This window comes from Mesorhizobium huakuii (genome assembly GCF_030160235.1).
Taxonomy (GTDB): Bacteria; Pseudomonadota; Alphaproteobacteria; order Rhizobiales; family Rhizobiaceae; genus Mesorhizobium; species Mesorhizobium huakuii.
Genome location: NZ_BSNY01000030.1, coordinates 97,614 through 115,550, shown reverse-complemented (window position 1 = coordinate 115,550; position 17,937 = coordinate 97,614). Strand labels below are relative to the sequence as shown.

Genomic DNA, 17,937 nt, shown 5'->3' with positions numbered 1-17,937 from the left:
GGCCTGACGGCTCACGCAGGATCGTCCGAGGCCTCGTAGAGCTTTGCCTCGGTGGCGAAGGAGTAGATCATCACCGACATCGAGTAGACGAAGCCGTGCCGGCCGCACAGGAAATAGCGCTTGGCCAGGTAGAATTTCAGGAAGTTGCCGAACGGCGACAGCACCAGCCGCACCAGGCCCGGCTTCTTGCCCTTCTCGACCAGCGTGACGGCCTTGAGGCTGGAATAGGCGTTGGCCCGGGCGAGATCCTCCTCGACCGATATTTCACGGCGATGCAGCAGGACACCCTCCTGGATCGTGCCGGTCTCACCGGGAACGTGGAAGGCTTCGTGTACCCGCGCGGTGAGATCCATGGTGGCGCCCTGCCTACGGAAAAGCCGCATCAGCCTGTTGTGCAGCACCCAGCGGTGCGCATAGCCATAGCCCTTCAGCCAATCGCGGCGGCGGATGTACCAGCCGCTGATCTTGTCGTCGGCGGCCTGCGTGATGGCCACGATCGACTGCCGCAACTGGTCGTCGACGCGCTCGTCCGGGTCGATCGAAAGACACCAGGGTTGGGTTGCGTGGTCGAGCGAGAATTGCCGCTGGCGGGGAAAACCCGGCCAGTCATTGTGCAAGAGCCTTATCGGGTAGCCCTTGGCGATATAGCTTTGCACGCATTCGACAGTGCCGTCCGTCGAGCCGGAATCGACGATGATGATCTCGGCGCAGAAGTCGATGCTTTCCAGGCACGGGCCGATCATATCGGCCTCGTTCACACAGATGATAAGCGCCGAGACCGGGCTTGCAAATCGAGTCATGGTCCCCTTCCCATGGCGGGCCGCCCCCAGAGCAACGCTGCTTTCGCCGTCTGTTCCCAAGCAATTCCGCGCGGAAAAGCGTTACACACTTTTCCTGAAATTGCTTGAGAAACCAATCGAGCGGTCAGTCAAGCGGCGAAGTCCGGCAGAGCGGTCCAGCCTTGTACATCAGCGTCTGTCGAATACCAACGCGGCGCCGGTGTGGCGAAGGCCAGGGATTCGCCCGCGCACAAGCATTCGCCAGGCCTCAGGGGCGTTCGAAGGAAACCAGGCCTTCATCCTTGACCCGGCGGATGGTGAGAGCGGTGCGCACCGTGTCGACATTCGGCGTCGAGGTCAGCTCCTCGATCACGAAGGTCTGGAAGGCGCCGAGGTCGCTTGCCACGCAGTGCAGCAGGAAATCGGATTCGCCCGAGACCATCCAGGCATCGCGCACGATCGGCCAGCCGCGTGTGCGCTCGGCGAAGGTGCGCAGTTCGGCATCGGCCTGGTGATGCAGGCCGACCAGGCAGAAGGCGACGACATCGAGGCCGAGCGCCGGGGCATTGAGCAGCGCGCGGTAGCCGCGGATGATGCCGGCCTCCTCCAGCCGCTTGACCCGGCGCAGGCAGGGCGGCGCGGAGATGCCGACGCGGTTCGACAGCTCGACATTGGTCATGCGCCCATCCGCCTGCAGCTCGCGCAGGATCTTCCAGTCGATGGCGTCGAGGTCGGCTTTCAGGGGCATGGCGGTCACAGCTCGGCGCAAGAATCTTTCGCGATTTTGTAATTAAACGACTTTTGTGTTGGCGCCAGCCCTCGTCAACGCGATTTTTGAACGGTAACGAAAAGCGGCGATGACGCGAATAACCGCTTGGGCCGAAGCTTTCCGGGGACGACGGCCCGTTCGTCTTGCTGGCGTGGTTGGCAACCCTTACATTAAACGCGAATTCCACGTCTTTTTCCAAAGGCACTGTCTGCCCCGCAGAGGTTTAGATGACCACCAAGCACGCGCCCGTACTCATCATCGGTTCCGGTCCAGCCGGCTATACGGCGGCGGTCTATGCCGCGCGCGCCATGCTGAAGCCGATGCTGGTCGCCGGCCTGCAGCAGGGCGGCCAGCTGATGATCACCACCGATGTCGAAAACTATCCCGGCTTCGCCGATCCCATCCAGGGACCGTGGCTGATGGAACAGATGCTCAAGCAGGCCGAGCATGTCGGCACCGACATCATCAACGACATCATCACCGAGGTCGACCTCAACGTGCGGCCGTTCCGCGCCAAGGGCGATTCCGGCACCACCTACACCGCCGACGCGCTGATCATCGCCACCGGCGCGCAGGCCAAGTGGCTGGGCATTCCGACCGAGCAGGATTTCATGGGCTTTGGCGTCTCGGCCTGCGCCACCTGTGACGGCTTCTTCTATCGCGGCAAGGATGTCGCGGTGGTCGGCGGCGGCAATTCGGCGGTGGAAGAGGCGCTCTATCTGTCGAACCTCGCCAAGAGCGTCACGGTCATCCATCGGCGCAGCGACTTCCGCGCCGAGCGCATCCTGCGCGAGCGGCTGCTGCAGAAGGACAATGTCCGCGTCATCTGGGACACGGTGGTCGACGAGATCACCGGCCGCCCCGGCAAGGCGCCGCTGCCGCCGTCGGTCGAAGGGCTGAAGCTCAAGCATGCGGTGACCGGCGCCGAAAGCCACCTCAAGGTCGACGGGGTGTTCGTGGCGATCGGCCACGCGCCGGCGGTAGAACTGTTCGTCGGCAAGCTGAAGCAGAAGCCGAACGGCTATCTGTGGACGGCGCCGGATTCGACCCGTACCGACGTGCCCGGCGTGTTCGCCGCCGGCGACGTGACCGACGATGTCTACCGCCAGGCGGTGACGGCGGCGGGGCTCGGCTGCATGGCGGCACTCGAAGCGGAAAAGTATCTGGCCGGCATCGAGGTGCATCGCGAAGCGGCGGAATAGAGGCCGCTTCAAACTGTTAAAAAAACGGCTTAGAAACGCCGTGTAAAAGCCTGATTTTTCATTCAGACGCCAAACAGAACGAGGGGAATCATGGCGTTGGACTGGGACAAGCTACGCGTGTTTCACGCTGCGGCGGAAGCGGGGTCGTTCACGCACGCGGCCGAGACATTGCATCTGTCGCAATCGGCGATCTCGCGGCAGGTCAGTGCGCTCGAGCACGATGTCGGCGTGCCGCTGTTCAACCGCCATGCGCGCGGCCTGGTGCTGACCGAACAGGGCGAGATGCTGTTCCGCACGGCGCATGACGTGCTGATGAAGCTCGAGACCATCAAGTCGCGCCTGACCGAGACCAAGGACCGGCCCTCCGGCGTGCTTCGCGTGACGACGACCGTTGGCCTCGGCGCCGGCTGGCTGACCGAACGGGTGCAGGAGTTCATCGAGCTCTATCCCGAGATCAGCCTGCAGCTGATCCTCGCCAATGAGGAACTCGACCTCACCATGCGCCAGGCCGACTGCGCCATCCGGCTGCGCCAGCCGCAGCAGCCGGACCTGATCCAGCGCCGCCTGTTCACCGTGCATTTCCATCTCTATGCGGCGCCCTCCTATGTCGCCAAGCATGGCAAGCCGGCCTCGGTCTCGGAGCTAAGGAACCATCGCATCGTCACCTTCGGCCTGCCGGTACCGTCGCATCTGTCGGAATTGAACTGGCTGGAGACGGTCGGCGATTTCGAGGGCGGCCAGCGCGTGCCGTCGCTGCAGATCAACGACATCTTGTCGATCAAGCGCGCGGTGCAGGGCGGCGCCGGCATCGCCATGCTGCCCGATTATGTGATCAACAAGGACTCCGGCCTGGTGCAGCTTTTGCCGGAAACCGAGGTGCCGTCCTTCGACACCTATTTCGCCTATCCCGACGCGATGAAGAACCAGGCCAAGCTGCACGTGTTCCGCGACTTCATCATCGCAAAGGCCAGAAGCTGGTCCTTCTAGCCCAAGCGGACGATCGGTAGCTGGTTGGGTGATGGTCTACTCGTCCCGCCAGGGCGTCAGGCGCGGCAGCCAGCCGGGGACGTTGCGGCGGTAGGTTTCATAGTCGGCGCCGTAGCGGCGGGCGAGTGTCGGCTCCTCGTAGAACCTGACGAAGGAACCCATGACAACAGCGCCAATGACGGCATAGGCGACGAGCGTCCAGCTCGAGAACAGCAGCGCCTGGCCGAGTATGATCGACAGCACGGCGACATACATGGGGTTTCGGACATGCCGGTAGATGCCGCCGATCACGAGCTTCTCGGTCGGCGCGACCGGAGCCGGCGTGCCCAGCCCCTCTAGCGCGAAGCGGGCGAAGGCATGCAGCAGAACAGCGGCCGCGGCGACGATGAGGACGCCGCCGGCAGGAACAAAGCCCGGCACGGTGGACCAGGGCAGGCGATAATGATCGCTGAGCAGCCAGGGAACCAGCCCGGCGACCACGCCGGGTGCCGCGATGAAGAAGGCCGTGCTGCCGGCGATCGCCGAAAACGTCCGCATTGGCTGCTTTCCCTCCGATTGCCTCAGAAATGAACGTCTGCTGCCTGCTTCGACATCATTGCGTAGTTTTCGTGGTTTGGGGCGAAAACCGGTCGCGATTCACGCTTCTGTAGTGACGATCGCGCGGTTGAACACCCCATTTTTGACGATTCTGCTGGTCCTATTGGCCCCTGGAATGGGTTGGACCACAGCCTATGTCTTTTTGCATGCGTGTGTTGCAAAATAGATGCTTGTTTCTTGGGCATGTTGAGCACATATATAGATCATCTCCTGGGCGCGTTCTCCTCCCATTAGCGCCCTCGAGTGTTCCCCTCTGGAGGTTAGCCTTAACAGGCACTTCCAATCAAACTCAGCCGGATCTTCATTGATCCGGCTTTTTTGTTGCCCGGACCCTGCCGGGATGGCTGAGAATTTCACGAGAATTGCCACGTAACAGTGTCATGTAACCTCTGGTAACATGACAACGATGCCTTCCGCTGCTATGAAGGGCGCAGGACGCGGTGTGGTTCGGACGGGAGATGGGGGCATCACTCGTACGGCCCGGGCTCAGGCGGCTACCGCGTCCGAACCCTTTTCCGCCGAAAGCGGCGACTGTACATGCGGCGGACCTGCCGTTTCCCCTCCCAAGAAAACGGTCCGCGAACAAAACGACGTCCGGCTTCCCGGGCGTCGTTTTTCGTATTTGTCCCCTCGAACTAATGCATGTCGCCCAAAAGTGACCTCGGTTTTGGGAGAACGACATGTTTAAAAACAAATACCTAAGGCGCGTCGCGTTGAAATGGATTCAACGCGACGCGCTTTAGGGTTCGAGGGGAGGCGGGTCGAGATCGGGATCAGGCAGCCTTGCCGTTGGTGTTCATCGCTTCGTCGGCGAGACGGCCAGTGAGTTCGGCCATATGGTCGAAGACGGCGCGATAGCTGGCGACGCCCGCGGTCGCCGAGCGCAGTTCGATGATCAGATCGCCGATCTCGGCCTGCGGCATGGTCGCCTCGACGACATCCCATCCAGGCCATCCCGGTCGCGCGTCATAGCCGAGGATCTGGCCGCGCCGCTGCGGGATCAGCGCGATGATCTTCGACGTCGCGTCGGACGGCGTGACGATCTCGACCTTCATCACCGGCTCCAGCAGCACCGGCGAGCAGGCGGCCATGCCTTCCTTCATGGCGAGCTTGGCCGCCATCTGGAAGGCCATGTCGGAGGAATCCACCGCATGGTAGGAGCCGTCCGACAGGTTGACGGCGACGTCGACGACGGGGAAGCCGAGCGGACCGGTCTTCAGGTAGTCGCGTATGCCTGTCTCGACCGACTGGATGTAGGTCTTCGGCACGACGCCGCCGGTGATGGTGTCGGTGAACTGGAAGCCGGAGCCGCGCGGCAGCGGCTTGATCTCGATCACCACATCGCCGAACTGGCCGTGGCCGCCCGACTGCTTCTTGTGGCGGCCGCGCTGCTGCGCCGATTTGCGGATCGTCTCGCGGTAGGGCACAGCGGGCGCGTGGCCTTCGACGGGGATCTGGTTCTTGCCCTCCAGCCGCTCGCGCACGACGCGCAGATGCATTTCGCCATGGCCCGACAGCACCGTCTCGGCCGAGTCCTGGTTGTGGCGCAGGCTGAGCGAAGGATCTTCCTCGGCCAGCCGCTGGATGGCGGCCGACATCTTGACCTCGTCCTTGCGTTCCTTCGGCCGGAGCGCGAAGGCGAAGACCGGCTGCGGCGGCTCGAACGTGAACAGCTGTTTGGTGCCGCCCTTGGCCGAGGTCAGCGTCTGGCCGGTCTTGACCTCGTCCAGCTTGCCCAGCGCCACGGTGTCACCGGCCTTGGCGGTGGTGAGCTTGAACTGGTCCTTGCCGAGCATCTTGTAGATGCCGGAGATCTTGGCGGTGTCGCCCCCGGGCAGCCATAGTTCGGAGCCGTCGGCGACCTGGCCGGACAGGATGCGCGACACCGACAGCTTGCCGCCATGCGGCGTGTGGATGGTCTTCATCACCTGGACCACGGTGGCGCCGCCGTCCGGCGCGCCAAGCCGCTTGCGGGTCGCCTCGATGTCGGGTGCATCGTGGCGGATCGCCTTCAAGAGGCGCAGCACGCCGTTGCCCTTTTCGGCGGTGCCGATCAGCACCGGCGTCACGACGCCGTCGCGCAGGTCGGCGGCGAGGTCGTCGAAGATCGCGTCCTTCGGCGGCTCGATCTCCTCAAGCAGCTGTTCCATCAGCTGGTCGTCATGGTCGGCCAGGGTTTCCAGCATGGAGAAGCGTGCTTCCAGTTCTCGCGCCTTGTCGTCGCCCGGTATCTGAGCCACCTCGCTTTCGGCATATTCGCGGTAGATGTAGGCGCGCTCCAGCGCCAGATCGATCGAGCCGATGACGACGCCGTCCTTGCGCAGCGGAATCTGGCGCAGCAGCAGCGGCACCGAGCTTGCCGGCTGCAGCATCTTCAGCGTGTCGCGCACGCCTGAAATCGCCTTGTCGACCTTGTTGAGGAAGAGGATGCGCGGCACGCCGAGATCGTCGAGCTTGCGCATGATGAGTTGCAGGGCAGGGATCTTCTTTTCGTCGGCCTCGGCGACGACCACCGCGAGGTCGCAGGCGGCCAGCACCGGCTCGGCCTCGAAGGAGAATTCGATCGAGCCGGGGCAATCGACGAAGGTGATCTGCTCGCCCATGAATTCGGTGGTGGCGATCGTCGCCTCGACGCTCATGGCGTGGGCGCGCGCCTCCGGCGAATGATCCGAGACGGTGCTGCCTGATGAAACGGGATTTTGTCGGGGGATGGCGCCCGTGCGGGCCAATATGGCTTCGAGAAGTGTCGTCTTACCGCTTGCAAAGGGACCGACTATGGCAATGCATTTCGGTCCCGTGCGTCGTCCTCCGGCGCGAGTACCCATGGCTGACCTCCACTCAGGCGTTTCCCTAGGGACCGACTGGCATGCATGGTTCAGGCGTGGTCAATCGGTCCTGAGCGGCGGCCGGCCTGTTCGACCGTCGCGGGCGGGGTTCTTTTCCTGTTGCCACCTGCCCTGAAGCATCGTCCCACTTGTTTGCCGGCAGGGCAAGGAAAATAGAAATCCGCTAGCGGTCTCAGGCGCTCAGCGCCAGGGGTTCGGCATCGATGGCGCGCAAGGGAGCCACCTTGTCGCGCGGCGCCGGCCTGCCGAAGAAGTAACCCTGGAAACGGTTGCAGCCGGCGGCCTTGGCCAGTGCGAACTCTTCCTGCGTCTCCACACCTTCCGCCACGATGGTGACGTCCTGGATCCGCGCGATCTGCGCCAGCGCCGACACGAAGATCTGCGCCACCTGGTCATGGGCAAGGCTGCGTATGTAGGAGCGGTCGATCTTGATGCTGTCGATGGGCAGGGTTTTCAGATAGTTGAAGCCGCAATGGCCGGTGCCGAAATCGTCGAGCGCGATGTGGAAGCCGAGGCCGCGCAACGCTTCGAGGCGGCGCAGGATTTCGGGCGTGGCGGCGGTCGCCACGGTCTCGGTGATCTCGATGATGAATTGCGTCGCCGAGCGACCGGTTTCCTTCAGCACGCGGTCGCACATGGTTACGATCTCGTCGCGCTTCAGCTGCTCGCCGGAAACATTGATGGAGATGCGGCGCCCGGGGAGATGGCCGACATCGGCGCAAGCGCGCTTGAACACCCATTCGCCGAGCATGTCGATCAGGGTTGAGCGTTCGGCGATGGGGATGAACTCGGCCGGCGAGATCAGCCCGCGAACCGGATGGCGCCAGCGGATCAGGCCTTCGAGAGCATAAGTGGATCCGTCCGGATTGACGATCGGCTGGTAGTGCAGTTCGAGTTCGCCCAGATAGACTGCCGCGCGCAACTCCCGCTCGACCAGGCGCCGGTAGCGCTTGTCGGACAGCATCTCCTCATCGAACACGGTGATGCGGCCTCGGCCGGCCGCCTTGCTTTCGTAAAGCGCCAGGTCGGCAACCAGCATCAGTTCCGCCGTGTTGGAGGCATGGGCCGGCGCCAGCGCCACGCCGACCGAGATGGAGAGCGGAATGGTCTTGCCTTCATGCGATTTGCCGGCCCGCATCGCATCGAGCAATTGCCTGATGTCCTTGTTGATGGCGGCGAGGTCGCCATGGGGAATGATGACGCCGAATTCGTCGCCGCCCAGCCGACCGACCATGCCGCCGGCGAAGACGCGTTCCGACGTCTTGACCAGGTGCACCAGAGCCAGGTCGCCGAACTGGTGCCCGAACGTGTCGTTGAGCTGCTTGAAGTGATCGACATCGATCAACAGCAAAGTCGCCTCGCGCCGGTCGCGCATGGTGCCCAGGCTGTCGCGCAGCGCTTCGAGGAAGTAGCGCCTGGTCATCGCCCCGGTCATGGCGTCCCTGGTCAGGAAATGATGTTTTTCTGCCTCAGCCGCCTCGGCCGAGCGCAAGCGATGGACGACGCTGCTGCGCATGTACATCAGTGCCAGCAAGGCAAGGCCGGTGGCCAGGATCGAGACGGCGAAGGCGCCGCCCGAGGACAGGTTGCGCGAGATGTCGAAAGCGCCGAGCGCGGCCGCGCCGATGCTGAGCACAAGCAGGGCCTGGATGCCGCGATAGATCCGGCCGCTATGGTCCTTGATCGTCGCCAGTATGCTCATCCGCCGGCCCCCGCAATGCTGGCTCACGGCTAGTGGCGAGCCGTTAAGAAGACATTGAATTCGCCGTTGTTTCGCCCTGTGCCGTGATGCGCGAAAGGTTCATGGTTAAGGAGAGAAAACCGCGTCTTCCTGCAGGCAGCCGAAACAGCCGGTTGCGCCTCGGGCGATATCGGCCGACAATGCTTTTGCCTCGACGAGCAGCGGCGTTTGCCGCCGGTCGCTTCACCACCAGTTTCAGGATCAGACGATGAAGATCATTGCCTGCGGCAGCGTGCCGACCATCATAGCGCCGGAAAAATACTTCACCGGCCGGGTCCTGCAGACGCCGATCATCGAGGCGGAGGCGCCGGCGCGGCTGAGAGCGACACTGGTCAGCTTCGAACCGGGGGCGCGCACCCACTGGCACACACATCCGCTCGGCCAGACGCTCTATGTCACCTCGGGCGCCGGGCTTGCCCAAACATGGGGCGGACCGATCCAGGAGATCAGGGCCGGCGACGTGATCTGGTTCGCACCCGGCGAAAAGCACTGGCATGGTGCGGCGCCGAAGACGGCGATGACGCATATCGCCATGCAGGAAGCGCTCGACGGCGTCCATGCCGATTGGCTGGAAGCGGTTTCCGGCGAGCAATATGGCAGCTGAGTCCTGACCATTTTCTGACAGCAGGCCTATTCGGGCCGCACCATCCTCAGGAACAGCGCGGAAAGGTTTGCCGCGAGTTCACTGCCGTCGCGCACGCCGCGTTCGATCGCATGATCGACCGCGCCGTGCAGCCCGTTGAACAGGACGATCGCGGCGAGGTCCGGATCATCGACCGACCAGGCGCCAGCTTTCGCGCCGGCCGCCAGCAGGGCGGAGAGATCGCCGAGCAACGGATTGTCGCCTTTCATCTGCCGCTGGTCAGGGCGATGGTCGTGGAAGACGACGTCGTGCAGCCTGTGATCGTCGAGATAGGCCGCGATGCCGGCGCTGACGAAACTCATCAGCCGCCCGGTCCAGTCATCGGGCGGGCGGGCCTCGATGGCGCTCAGGATACGGGCGCGAAATCCCGCCACGAACCGCTCGCGCAGGGCGGCAACGACATCCTCCTTGGAGGTGAAGTAGAGATAGAAGGTGCCCTTGGCGACTTCGGCCCGGGTGGCGATCTCGTCTATGGTCGTGGTGCCGACACCCTTGGCAACGAACAGCGACGTGGCGGCCCGCAGGATATCGTCACGGCGCACCTCGGCCGGCTTGGTGCGTGGCTTCAGTGCCTTCCTGGCAATGACAGGCATAGGGTTCGGCTCACCGTTCGGGTCTTTCCGCAGCACTGGCTTATCGATTTCCATTACCCTGCTTCTAACGGTCGAGACAAGCTTTTTATAATGGTTCCAAAGTGGCTTACCAGTATTGACTGACCGTCGGTCAGTGGCGTAGATGGCTGCACGCTTCATGTTGGGATAGACCATGCCGAAGAACCGCCTGCCGCTCGTCGCCGCCGTCTATCTCGGCACGTTCGTCGCCTTGCTCGACGTCAGCATCGTCAATGTCGCGCTGCCGACCATCCAGCAGGCGCTGCATACCGATTTCGGCGGCCTGCAATGGGTGGTCGACGCCTACACGCTGTGCCTGTCGGCCTTCATGCTGTCGTCGGGGCTGATCGGCGACCGCTATGGCCGCAAGCGCTCCTGGCTGGCCGGCGTCGGCATCTTCGTTGCCGGTTCGCTGATCTGCGCCGTCGCGCCCAATTTGCCGGCGCTGCTCGCCGGCCGGGTGGTGCAAGGCATTGCCGGCTCGCTGCTTATTCCTGGCGCACTGTCGATCCTGACGCAGGCTTTTTCCGATCCACGCGAACGGGCCGGCGTCATCGGCGGCTGGGCCGCGTTCGCCGCCGTTTCGCTGGTCGTCGGCCCGGTGCTGGGCGGCATTCTGGTGCAGACGGTCGGCTGGCAGAGCATCTTCCTGATCAACCTGCCGCTCGGCCTTTTCACCATCGTGCTGGGGGCTGTGTCGATCGAGGAGACGGCGCATCCCGAACATGCCCATCTCGACCTTGTCGGCCTGGCGCTCTCGATCCTGTGGCTCGGCGCGCTGACCTTCGGCCTGATCTCGGCCGGTGAGAGCGGCTGGGGCGATCCCAGGACCATCACGGCGATTGTCGCGGGTGTCGTTGGCCTGGCGCTCTTCCTTGGCTTCGAGGCGCGCACGCCACGGCCGATGTTGCCGCTCGGCCTGTTCCGCGACGTGCGCTTTGCCGTTGCCAACGTCGCTTCGTTCGCGCTCGGCTTCACCTCCTATAGCTGCGTGTTCTTCTTCTCGATGTTCTTGCAGCAGGTGCAGGGCTGGTCGCCGACGCAGACCGGCCTGCGCATGGCGCCGGCCTTCCTGGTCCAGATTGTCGTGTCGCCATGGATCGGCCGGCTGAGTGCCCGCTATGGGCATTCGCTCTTGATGACGGCGGGCTATGTGCTGATCGGGCTTTCGATGCTCGGCATGTGCTGGGCCGGGCCGTCGACGCCATACGCGGTGCTCTGCGCCCTGTTCACCATCAACGGTCTCGGCAATTCGCTGGCGATACCGACCGGCAGTGCCGCCGCCATGTCCTACGCGCCGCGCGAGCGCTCCGGCATGGTGTCGGCCGTCATCAACGCCACCCGCCAGAGCGGGCTGGCCATCGGCATCGCCCTTCTTGGCGCACTGATGAGCATGCGGGCGACGAGCCTCTTGACCGGATATCTCCGCGACGCCGGTGTCGCCAACGCCGAAGCGGTGGCTCGTGCCGCCATATCACGGCATGATTTCGCGACCGACGCGGCGATCGGCGAGGGTGGCGTGCATCAGCTGTTCGCCTCCGCCTATGCCGGCGGTTTCCACGCAGCGATGCTGACGGCGGCGATTGCCGCGTTCCTCACCGCCGCTCTGCTGGCCATGGTCCTGGCGCCGGCCGAGGCGCGTTCGGCCAGGCAAGCAAAGCAGCAGGCGTAAAGTGCCTCGTCTCCAACAAAAAACCCGGCGATGATGGCGCCGGGTTCTTTCTGTCGTCAGGTCGATCCGATCAGGTCAGCGATGCCGTGAAGCGCTGGATGCGCGTGCAGGCTTCCTCCAGAAGTGCGTCCGAGGTGGCGTAGGAAATGCGGAAGTTGGGGCCGAGGCCGAAGGCCGAGCCGAACACCACGGCCACGCCTTCGGCCTCGAGCAGTTCCGAGCAGAAGGCCTCGTCGGTGTCGATCACCTTGCCGGCCTTGGTCTTCTTGCCGATCAGCTGGGCGCAGGACGGATAGACATAGAAGGCGCCTTCCGGCGACGGGCAAGAAATGCCGCGCGCCTGGTTGAGCATCGAGACAACGAGGTCGCGCCGCCCCTGGAAGATCGCCTTGTTCCTGGCGATGAAGTCCTGGGGGCCGTTGAGCGCCTCGACGGAGGCCCATTGCGCGATGGTGCAGGCGCCCGAGGTCTGCTGGCCCTGGATCATGTCCATCGCCTTGATCAGCTGGACCGGGCCGGCGGCATAGCCGATGCGCCAGCCGGTCATGGCATAGGCTTTCGACACGCCGTTCATGGTCAGCGTGCGCTCATAGAGCTTCGGCTCGACCTCGGCGATGGTCTTGAAGACGAAGTCGCCATAGGTCAGGTGCTCGTACATGTCGTCGGTCAGCGTCCAGACATGCGGATGCTTGAGCAGCACGTCGGCCAGCGCGCGCAGTTCAGCTTGCGTGTAGGCGGCGCCCGACGGGTTGGATGGCGAGTTCATCAGCAGCCATTTGGTCTTCGGCGTGATCGCCTTTTCCAGCACTTCGGCCGTGAGCTTGAAGCCATTCTCGATCGAGGTGTCGGCGAACACTGACGTGCCGCCGCAGATCGCCACCATCTCGGGATAGCTGACCCAGTAGGGGCGGGGGATGATGACCTCGTCGCCGGGATTCAGCGTCGCCATGAAGGCGTTGAACAGGATCTGCTTGCCGCCGGTGCCGACAATGGTCTGCTCGGGCTTGTAGTCGAGATTGTTCTCCCGCTTGAACTTTTTTGCGATCGCCTCGCGCAGCGGCACGATGCCCGAAACCGGCGGGTACTTGGTCTCGCCACGGCGGATCGCTTCGATCGCCGCATTCTTGATGTTGTCGGGCGTGTCGAAATCCGGTTCGCCGGCGCCGAGGCCGATAATGTCACGGCCGGCATTTTTCAGCTCGCGCGCTTTCTGCGTCACCGCGATGGTGGCGGAAGGCTTTACGCGGGAAAGGGTGTCGGCAAGAAAGGCCATGACCGGATATCTCTCCTTGGGAAGATCGGCGCGGCCAGAAGCGGCCGCGGCGCTTCTCATGTCGCATGATTTCGCTCAGTGCAAGCATTGTCGGCTGATCCAGGCCTCAAGGAGCCGTGATTGCAGCCTGTGAGCGGCAACAAAAAATTCATTAACGGGCGGTAAGGGCTTGAGTGGCAGGATCGCAATCCATTCCGCCATTTCGCGGAGCGAGGAACCTTTGTCGCGCAGCATCGGGCTTGCCCATATCATCCGTCATGATGACGGCACCTCGTCAGGTGTCTGGGGCATCTACACGCTGCAAAGCGCCTTTCAGCCGATCTTCGCCTTCAAGGAGGGCAAGCTGTCGGTTGCCGCCTTCGAAGGGCTGATCCGGCCGTTTCGCGACGGCGAGCCGCAATCGCCGATGACCTTCTTCTCGACCTGTCCGGCCGCCGACCGCCTGCATGTCGAGGCGCTGACCAGAACATTGCATCTGCTCAATGCCGGCGCCTGCCTGCCGCAGGAGGCGTCGATCTTCGTCAACTTCGACCCATCGGTGTTCACCGAGCGGTCGATCGCCGACAATGCCTTGCGCGAAATGCGGCTGGTGCTGCACGAGGCCGGCATCGATCCCGGCCGCGTGGTGTGCGAAGTGACCGAGCAGAGATCTGCGTCGCAGGAGACCCTGCACAGCTTCGTCGCCGCGCTCAGGGGCAACGGGTTTCGCATCGCCGTCGATGACTATGGCGCCGACGATTCCGACATCAACCGCATCAAGGAGCTGCGGCCAGACATCGTCAAGTTCGACGCCACCTGGATTACGCAGCTGATGGAGTCCGGCGCCGGCTTCGCGCTGTTGACGACGATGGTGAAAAGCTTCGAGGAACAAGGCATCCGCACGGTGTTCGAGGGCATCGAGGAAGGGTGGCAGCTGGAGCTCGCCGAAAAGTCCGGCGCTTCGATGGTCCAGGGTTTCGTGCTGGCGCGGCCGGAACTGGCGCCGACCAGCTTCCGTGTTTTCGGGAAAACACCGGACCCGGTCGCCGCCGCAGGCGATACGTCCGCCGCCGCCGTCGTGGTCGCACCGCGTACGGCGCGGCCGGCAAAAGCCTTCGGGCGCAGGGCCGCGCCATGAAGCTCGAGCGGCGGCGCATTGTCGGCGAGGCGATCTTCGCCGACGAGATCGGCATCGAATACGGCATCCATGGCGAGTTCCGCCTGCGCAGCGCCTACCAGCCGATCTTCGCGCCGCTTGGGCGTTCGCTGCACGCCGTGGCGGTCGAGGGCCTGATCGAGCCGCACCGCGCCGGCAGGGCAGGGTCGGCACGGGCGTTCTTCGAAAGCGTTGCCCCGGCGGACCGGCTGTTTGTCGAGACCATGTGCCGGGTGCTGCATCTCAGGAATTTCCACAATATCGGCGTCGACGGGCTCGATCTGTTCTTCAACTACAATCCGATGGTCAACGACCATCCGGGGCGGGCGCTGGCCGAAATCCGGCTGATGAGCAGGCATCTCGACGAGCTCGGCCTCGCCCCGGGCATGCTGGTCTGCGAAATCACCGAACAGGCGGCGGACGACGCGCTTCTGGCCCGGCTGGTGCGTGAGATGCGGCGCGACGGCATCCGCATCGCCATCGACGATTTCGGCACCGGCCATTCGACCGAGGAGCGGGTGAGCCTGCTTCAGCCCGACATCGTCAAGATCGATGGCGGCTGGTTCGCGGAGTTCTGCCGCCACGCCGCCGCCGAACGCTTCTTCCGCCCGCTGGTCTCCAGCCTGCACGACCGCGGCGCCAGGGTGCTGGTCGAAGGCATCGAGCAGCCGGTCCATCTGCGCGTCGCGCTCGACGGCGGCGTCGACCTGCTGCAGGGGTATCTTCTCGCCCGACCGGCTCTGGCCGGCACCATCTTCAACGAAGAGCCGCTCGTTATCGATGCGCTGCTGGGCAGGGAGAACAATGTCGTGCCGCTGTTCGGCTAGGTGGCTGGCGATTGGCGAAAGCGGTGCCATAGCGTCCTTCTCCCCGTTCTACGGGGAGAAGATGGCGGCAGCCAGATGAGGGGCAGCGCCGGCCTTCGTTGTTATCGGCTGTATGATCATTTCTCTTGAAACGTCAGCGCCGCCCCTCATCGCCCTGCCGGGCACTTCTCCCCGCAGAACGGGGAGAAGGATGCTCTCATCAGCGCCGCTGATAATCGCGCCAAAACAAATCATTGGTTGAAGGCACGGCGGCTGCGATAATCGCCTGGTCAAGGCAGCTCCGGGGACCGTCCATGATACTTTACAGCATGATCGACAGCGGCAATTGCTACAAGCCGCGCCTGCTGATGGCCAAGCTTGGCCTGGCCTTCACCACGATCGAGGTGAGTTCGCATACAGGCGAGACACGGAAGGCGGACTTCGTCGCCAAGAACCCGAACGCCATGGTGCCGCTGCTGGAACTCGACGACGGCCGCCGGCTGGCCGAATCCAATGCCATCCTGCTCTATCTCGCCGAAGGGACGCGCTTCCTGCCGGCGGACAAATATGAGCGCGGGCTTGCCTATCAATGGCTGTTCTTCGAGCAATACAGCCACGAGCCCTATATCGCCGTGCGCAAGGCGCTGCTGACGTTCCCCGAACGCGCCGGGGATGCGACGCCCGAGCGGCTGGCGATGACGCTGGAGCGCGGCCACAAGGCGCTCGGCGTGATGAACAGATATCTGGAGAATAACGCCTTCTTCGCCGGAAACGCCTTCAGCGTCGCCGACATCGCGCTCTATGCCTACACGCATACGGCCGAGCAGGGCGGCTTCCAGCTCGACGCCTATCCTGCTGTCGTGGCCTGGCTTGGCCGCGTCGAGGCGGATCCGGGGCATGTGCCGATCGAGTGGGTTGGGCAGTAGAGCGTCCTTCTCTCCGTTTACGGGGAGAAGGGGGCGGCAGCCGGATGAGGGGCGGCGCCACAATTCGTTATGCTTGGCTCTGCGATCGTTCCTCGTGAAGCGTCAGCGCTGCCCCTCATCGCTCTGCCGGGCACTTCTCCCCGTAAACGGGGAGAAGGACGCTCACTGAACCCCAGACAAACAAAAAGGCGGGATAAATCCCGCCTTCCCATGCTTGGTAGCCTGATTGGGAGCGTCCGGTCCGGGCTGGCAGCTATCTGCTGTTCCAGCGTATCGGGTCTTTCCGCTCCGGGCCCGCTTCTCGCGCGACCGTCAGTACATCCGTGACTTGCCGCGCGCCCCGGGCTCTCGCCCGGCGCGCGCCATTCGCAAAATCAGGCTGCCTTGCTCAGAGATCCAGCGGACGACTTGCCAGTGCGGCGGTCCTGCTCGATCTCGAAGTTGATCTTCTGGCCTTCGACCAGGGTCGACAGTCCAGCGCGCTCGACAGCGGAGATGTGGACGAAAACGTCCGCGCCGCCCGCGTCAGGCTGGATGAAGCCGAAGCCCTTGGTGGCGTTGAACCACTTGACCGTTCCAGTTGCCATAAAAATAGTCCTTGCATTTGCTTTGGTTTGACCGGACCGAAGTCCAGCCGGTGTGCATCGAGATTTTGGAGATAGACGTCAGCAAACGCGAAGATCGCGAGGCCCGGATCGATCGGCCGAAATATCAATGGGGCTGATATAGGCTGCTTTCGTTCCAAAAACAAGACTGCGTGAGAAAGCCGTGATCGAGGACTGCCCAACGGCCGCCCCAATCTGGTGAAACCGTTGCGGCAGATCGCGCCGTCCGTGGGCGGCGGATCAGGGGAGGAGACCATGAAAACCATAGTGCTTGCCGCCTGTCTGACGCTGGTGGCCGCCGAGGCGCAGGCGATCTCGCGCTATGACCCGACGCATATGAGTTGCGACAAGGTGCAGTCGACGATCGCTCGCCAGGGCGCGGTCATCCTGCGCTACCAGTCGAAGCGGGTGCCGGGACTGCCGCTCTACGACCGCTATGTGCAGAGCCAGCAATTCTGCACCATGGGCGAGGTGAGGACGCGCGCCTATGTGCCGAGCGCCGACACCAAGTCCTGCCCGGTCTACAACTGCAAGCGGCCGGACAATGACCGGCATTTCCGCCGGCGGTTTTTCCACCACAATTAGGGTAGCGCGTCCGCGCCGGCGGTTCAGAACCCGAAGGACACCTGCGCCGGCGGCGGCGGGCCGACGCGCACGCCTTCCATGGCCAGCATCTTCTCCTTGGTGACGGAGCCGCCGGGCGCCGAGAAGCCGCCGATCTTGCCGCCGGCCGCCAGGATGCGGTGGCAGGGGATGACCAGCGGCACGGGGTTGGCGCCAAGGGCGGCACCGGTTTCGCGCGGCAGGCCGGCATGGCCGGCGCGCCTGGCGAGTTCGCCATAGGTGGTCGTCTCGCCATAGCTGAGTTTGCGCGCCGCGTCGTAGATGGCCAGGCGGAAGTCGTCGACGCCGTCGAGATCGACCGGAACATTGGAGAAATCGACGTCCTCGCCGGCGGCGTAAGCCTTGATCGAGGCAATCAGTTCGACCACCCATGGCGGCTGCGCCGTGGAGGCGGAAACGCCGGCGTGGCGCATCAGCCGCCGCTCCACTGATTCACGGCTGCGTTCGGGCAGGCAGAGCCGGATCAGGCCCTTTTCGCTCCAGGCGATGCCCATGAAACCGATCACTGTTTCTAACACTGCGTGGCCAGCTGTGATCGACGGTGTCGTTTTCATGATGCGCTCCTTTCCGCAAAGCGGCGAAATCCGGGATTCCTGCCGGTACATATCAGGAACAATATGGCACCGCCGCCCGCGTCTCGCCACCCGAAAACCACCAGATGGCCCCGATTGCTACCCTGGAATCGCTGGTGTAAGGAATTTCTTAACACCCCGACGAACCG

At 63.7% G+C, this 17,937-nt stretch carries 17 protein-coding genes; 8 read left to right on the top strand and 9 right to left on the bottom strand.

Going from position 1 to position 17,937, the window contains the following annotated elements:
- Window positions 1–11: 11 nt before the first annotated feature.
- Window positions 12–800: a glycosyltransferase family 2 protein gene (locus QQK95_RS16445; protein WP_284274497.1), complete on the bottom strand. Its 789-nt coding sequence runs from the start codon at window positions 798–800 to the stop codon at window positions 12–14.
- A 247-nt stretch (window positions 801–1,047) separates the two neighbouring features.
- Window positions 1,048–1,527: an Lrp/AsnC family transcriptional regulator gene (locus QQK95_RS16440; protein WP_019860544.1), complete on the bottom strand. Its 480-nt coding sequence runs from the start codon at window positions 1,525–1,527 to the stop codon at window positions 1,048–1,050.
- Window positions 1,528–1,775: 248 nt separating this feature from the next.
- Between QQK95_RS16440 and trxB the strand changes: the two genes are divergently transcribed.
- Window positions 1,776–2,750 carry a thioredoxin-disulfide reductase gene (gene trxB / locus QQK95_RS16435; protein WP_202358310.1) on the top strand — a complete coding sequence of 325 codons (975 nt, stop codon included), beginning with the start codon at window positions 1,776–1,778 and terminating at the stop codon, window positions 2,748–2,750.
- A 90-nt stretch (window positions 2,751–2,840) separates the two neighbouring features.
- Window positions 2,841–3,737: a LysR family transcriptional regulator gene (locus QQK95_RS16430; protein WP_010911008.1), complete on the top strand. Its 897-nt coding sequence runs from the start codon at window positions 2,841–2,843 to the stop codon at window positions 3,735–3,737.
- A gap of 36 nt (window positions 3,738–3,773) precedes the next feature.
- Here QQK95_RS16430 and QQK95_RS16425 read toward each other — a convergent pair whose 3' ends face one another.
- From QQK95_RS16425 to QQK95_RS16415, 3 genes are all read right to left on the bottom strand, one after another.
- Entirely contained in the window at window positions 3,774–4,274 is a 501-nt protein-coding gene (locus tag QQK95_RS16425) for a methyltransferase family protein (RefSeq protein WP_284274492.1), read from the bottom strand.
- Window positions 4,275–5,107: 833 nt separating this feature from the next.
- Window positions 5,108–7,159: an elongation factor G gene (locus QQK95_RS16420; RefSeq protein ID WP_284274490.1), complete on the bottom strand. Its 2,052-nt coding sequence runs from the start codon at window positions 7,157–7,159 to the stop codon at window positions 5,108–5,110.
- A gap of 193 nt (window positions 7,160–7,352) precedes the next feature.
- Window positions 7,353–8,882 (bottom strand): putative bifunctional diguanylate cyclase/phosphodiesterase, encoded by a 1,530-nt coding sequence (locus tag QQK95_RS16415; protein ID WP_284274489.1) that lies wholly within the window; start codon window positions 8,880–8,882, stop codon window positions 7,353–7,355.
- Between the two features lie 247 nt (window positions 8,883–9,129).
- On the opposite strand from QQK95_RS16415, the gene QQK95_RS16410 reads away from it, so the two are divergent.
- Window positions 9,130–9,525 carry a (R)-mandelonitrile lyase gene (locus QQK95_RS16410; RefSeq protein WP_284274487.1) on the top strand — a complete coding sequence of 132 codons (396 nt, stop codon included), beginning with the start codon at window positions 9,130–9,132 and terminating at the stop codon, window positions 9,523–9,525.
- A 26-nt stretch (window positions 9,526–9,551) separates the two neighbouring features.
- Here the strand turns inward: QQK95_RS16410 and QQK95_RS16405 are convergent, their stop codons facing one another.
- Entirely contained in the window at window positions 9,552–10,211 is a 660-nt protein-coding gene (locus tag QQK95_RS16405; protein WP_284274484.1) for a TetR/AcrR family transcriptional regulator, read from the bottom strand.
- Window positions 10,212–10,329: 118 nt separating this feature from the next.
- Here QQK95_RS16405 and QQK95_RS16400 point away from each other — a divergent pair, with 118 nt between their 5' ends.
- Window positions 10,330–11,847, top strand: a complete 1,518-nt coding sequence (locus QQK95_RS16400) for an MFS transporter (protein WP_284274482.1) — start codon at window positions 10,330–10,332, stop codon at window positions 11,845–11,847.
- Between the two features lie 70 nt (window positions 11,848–11,917).
- On the opposite strand, the gene QQK95_RS16395 is transcribed toward QQK95_RS16400, so the two are convergent.
- The gene (locus tag QQK95_RS16395) at window positions 11,918–13,120 is read right to left on the bottom strand and encodes a pyridoxal phosphate-dependent aminotransferase (protein WP_284274481.1); all 1,203 of its coding nucleotides are present in this window, start codon (window positions 13,118–13,120) and stop codon (window positions 11,918–11,920) included.
- Between the two features lie 220 nt (window positions 13,121–13,340).
- Here QQK95_RS16395 and QQK95_RS16390 point away from each other — a divergent pair, with 220 nt between their 5' ends.
- The 3 genes from QQK95_RS16390 to QQK95_RS16380 all read left to right on the top strand — a co-directional run bounded on the left by QQK95_RS16390 (window position 13,341) and on the right by QQK95_RS16380 (window position 15,987).
- Window positions 13,341–14,237, top strand: a complete 897-nt coding sequence (locus tag QQK95_RS16390; RefSeq protein ID WP_284274479.1) for an EAL domain-containing protein — start codon at window positions 13,341–13,343, stop codon at window positions 14,235–14,237.
- Entirely contained in the window at window positions 14,234–15,082 is an 849-nt protein-coding gene (locus QQK95_RS16385; RefSeq protein ID WP_284274477.1) for an EAL domain-containing protein, read from the top strand. The genes QQK95_RS16390 and QQK95_RS16385 overlap by 4 nt, the downstream gene beginning before the upstream one ends.
- 293 nt (window positions 15,083–15,375) lie before the next feature.
- A complete protein-coding gene (locus tag QQK95_RS16380; RefSeq protein WP_284274475.1) occupies window positions 15,376–15,987 on the top strand; it encodes a glutathione S-transferase family protein in 612 nt (203 codons plus the stop codon).
- A gap of 374 nt (window positions 15,988–16,361) precedes the next feature.
- Here QQK95_RS16380 and QQK95_RS16375 read toward each other — a convergent pair whose 3' ends face one another.
- On the bottom strand, window positions 16,362–16,574 hold the full coding sequence (locus QQK95_RS16375) for a cold-shock protein (RefSeq protein ID WP_010910991.1): 213 nt from the start codon (window positions 16,572–16,574) through the stop codon (window positions 16,362–16,364).
- Between the two features lie 273 nt (window positions 16,575–16,847).
- On the opposite strand from QQK95_RS16375, the gene QQK95_RS16370 reads away from it, so the two are divergent.
- Window positions 16,848–17,177, top strand: coding sequence for a hypothetical protein (locus tag QQK95_RS16370; protein ID WP_284274434.1), 330 nt, complete (start codon window positions 16,848–16,850; stop codon window positions 17,175–17,177).
- A 23-nt stretch (window positions 17,178–17,200) separates the two neighbouring features.
- Here QQK95_RS16370 and QQK95_RS16365 read toward each other — a convergent pair whose 3' ends face one another.
- Window positions 17,201–17,770, bottom strand: coding sequence for a methylated-DNA--[protein]-cysteine S-methyltransferase (locus QQK95_RS16365; protein ID WP_284274433.1), 570 nt, complete (start codon window positions 17,768–17,770; stop codon window positions 17,201–17,203).
- Window positions 17,771–17,937 lie beyond the last annotated feature (167 nt).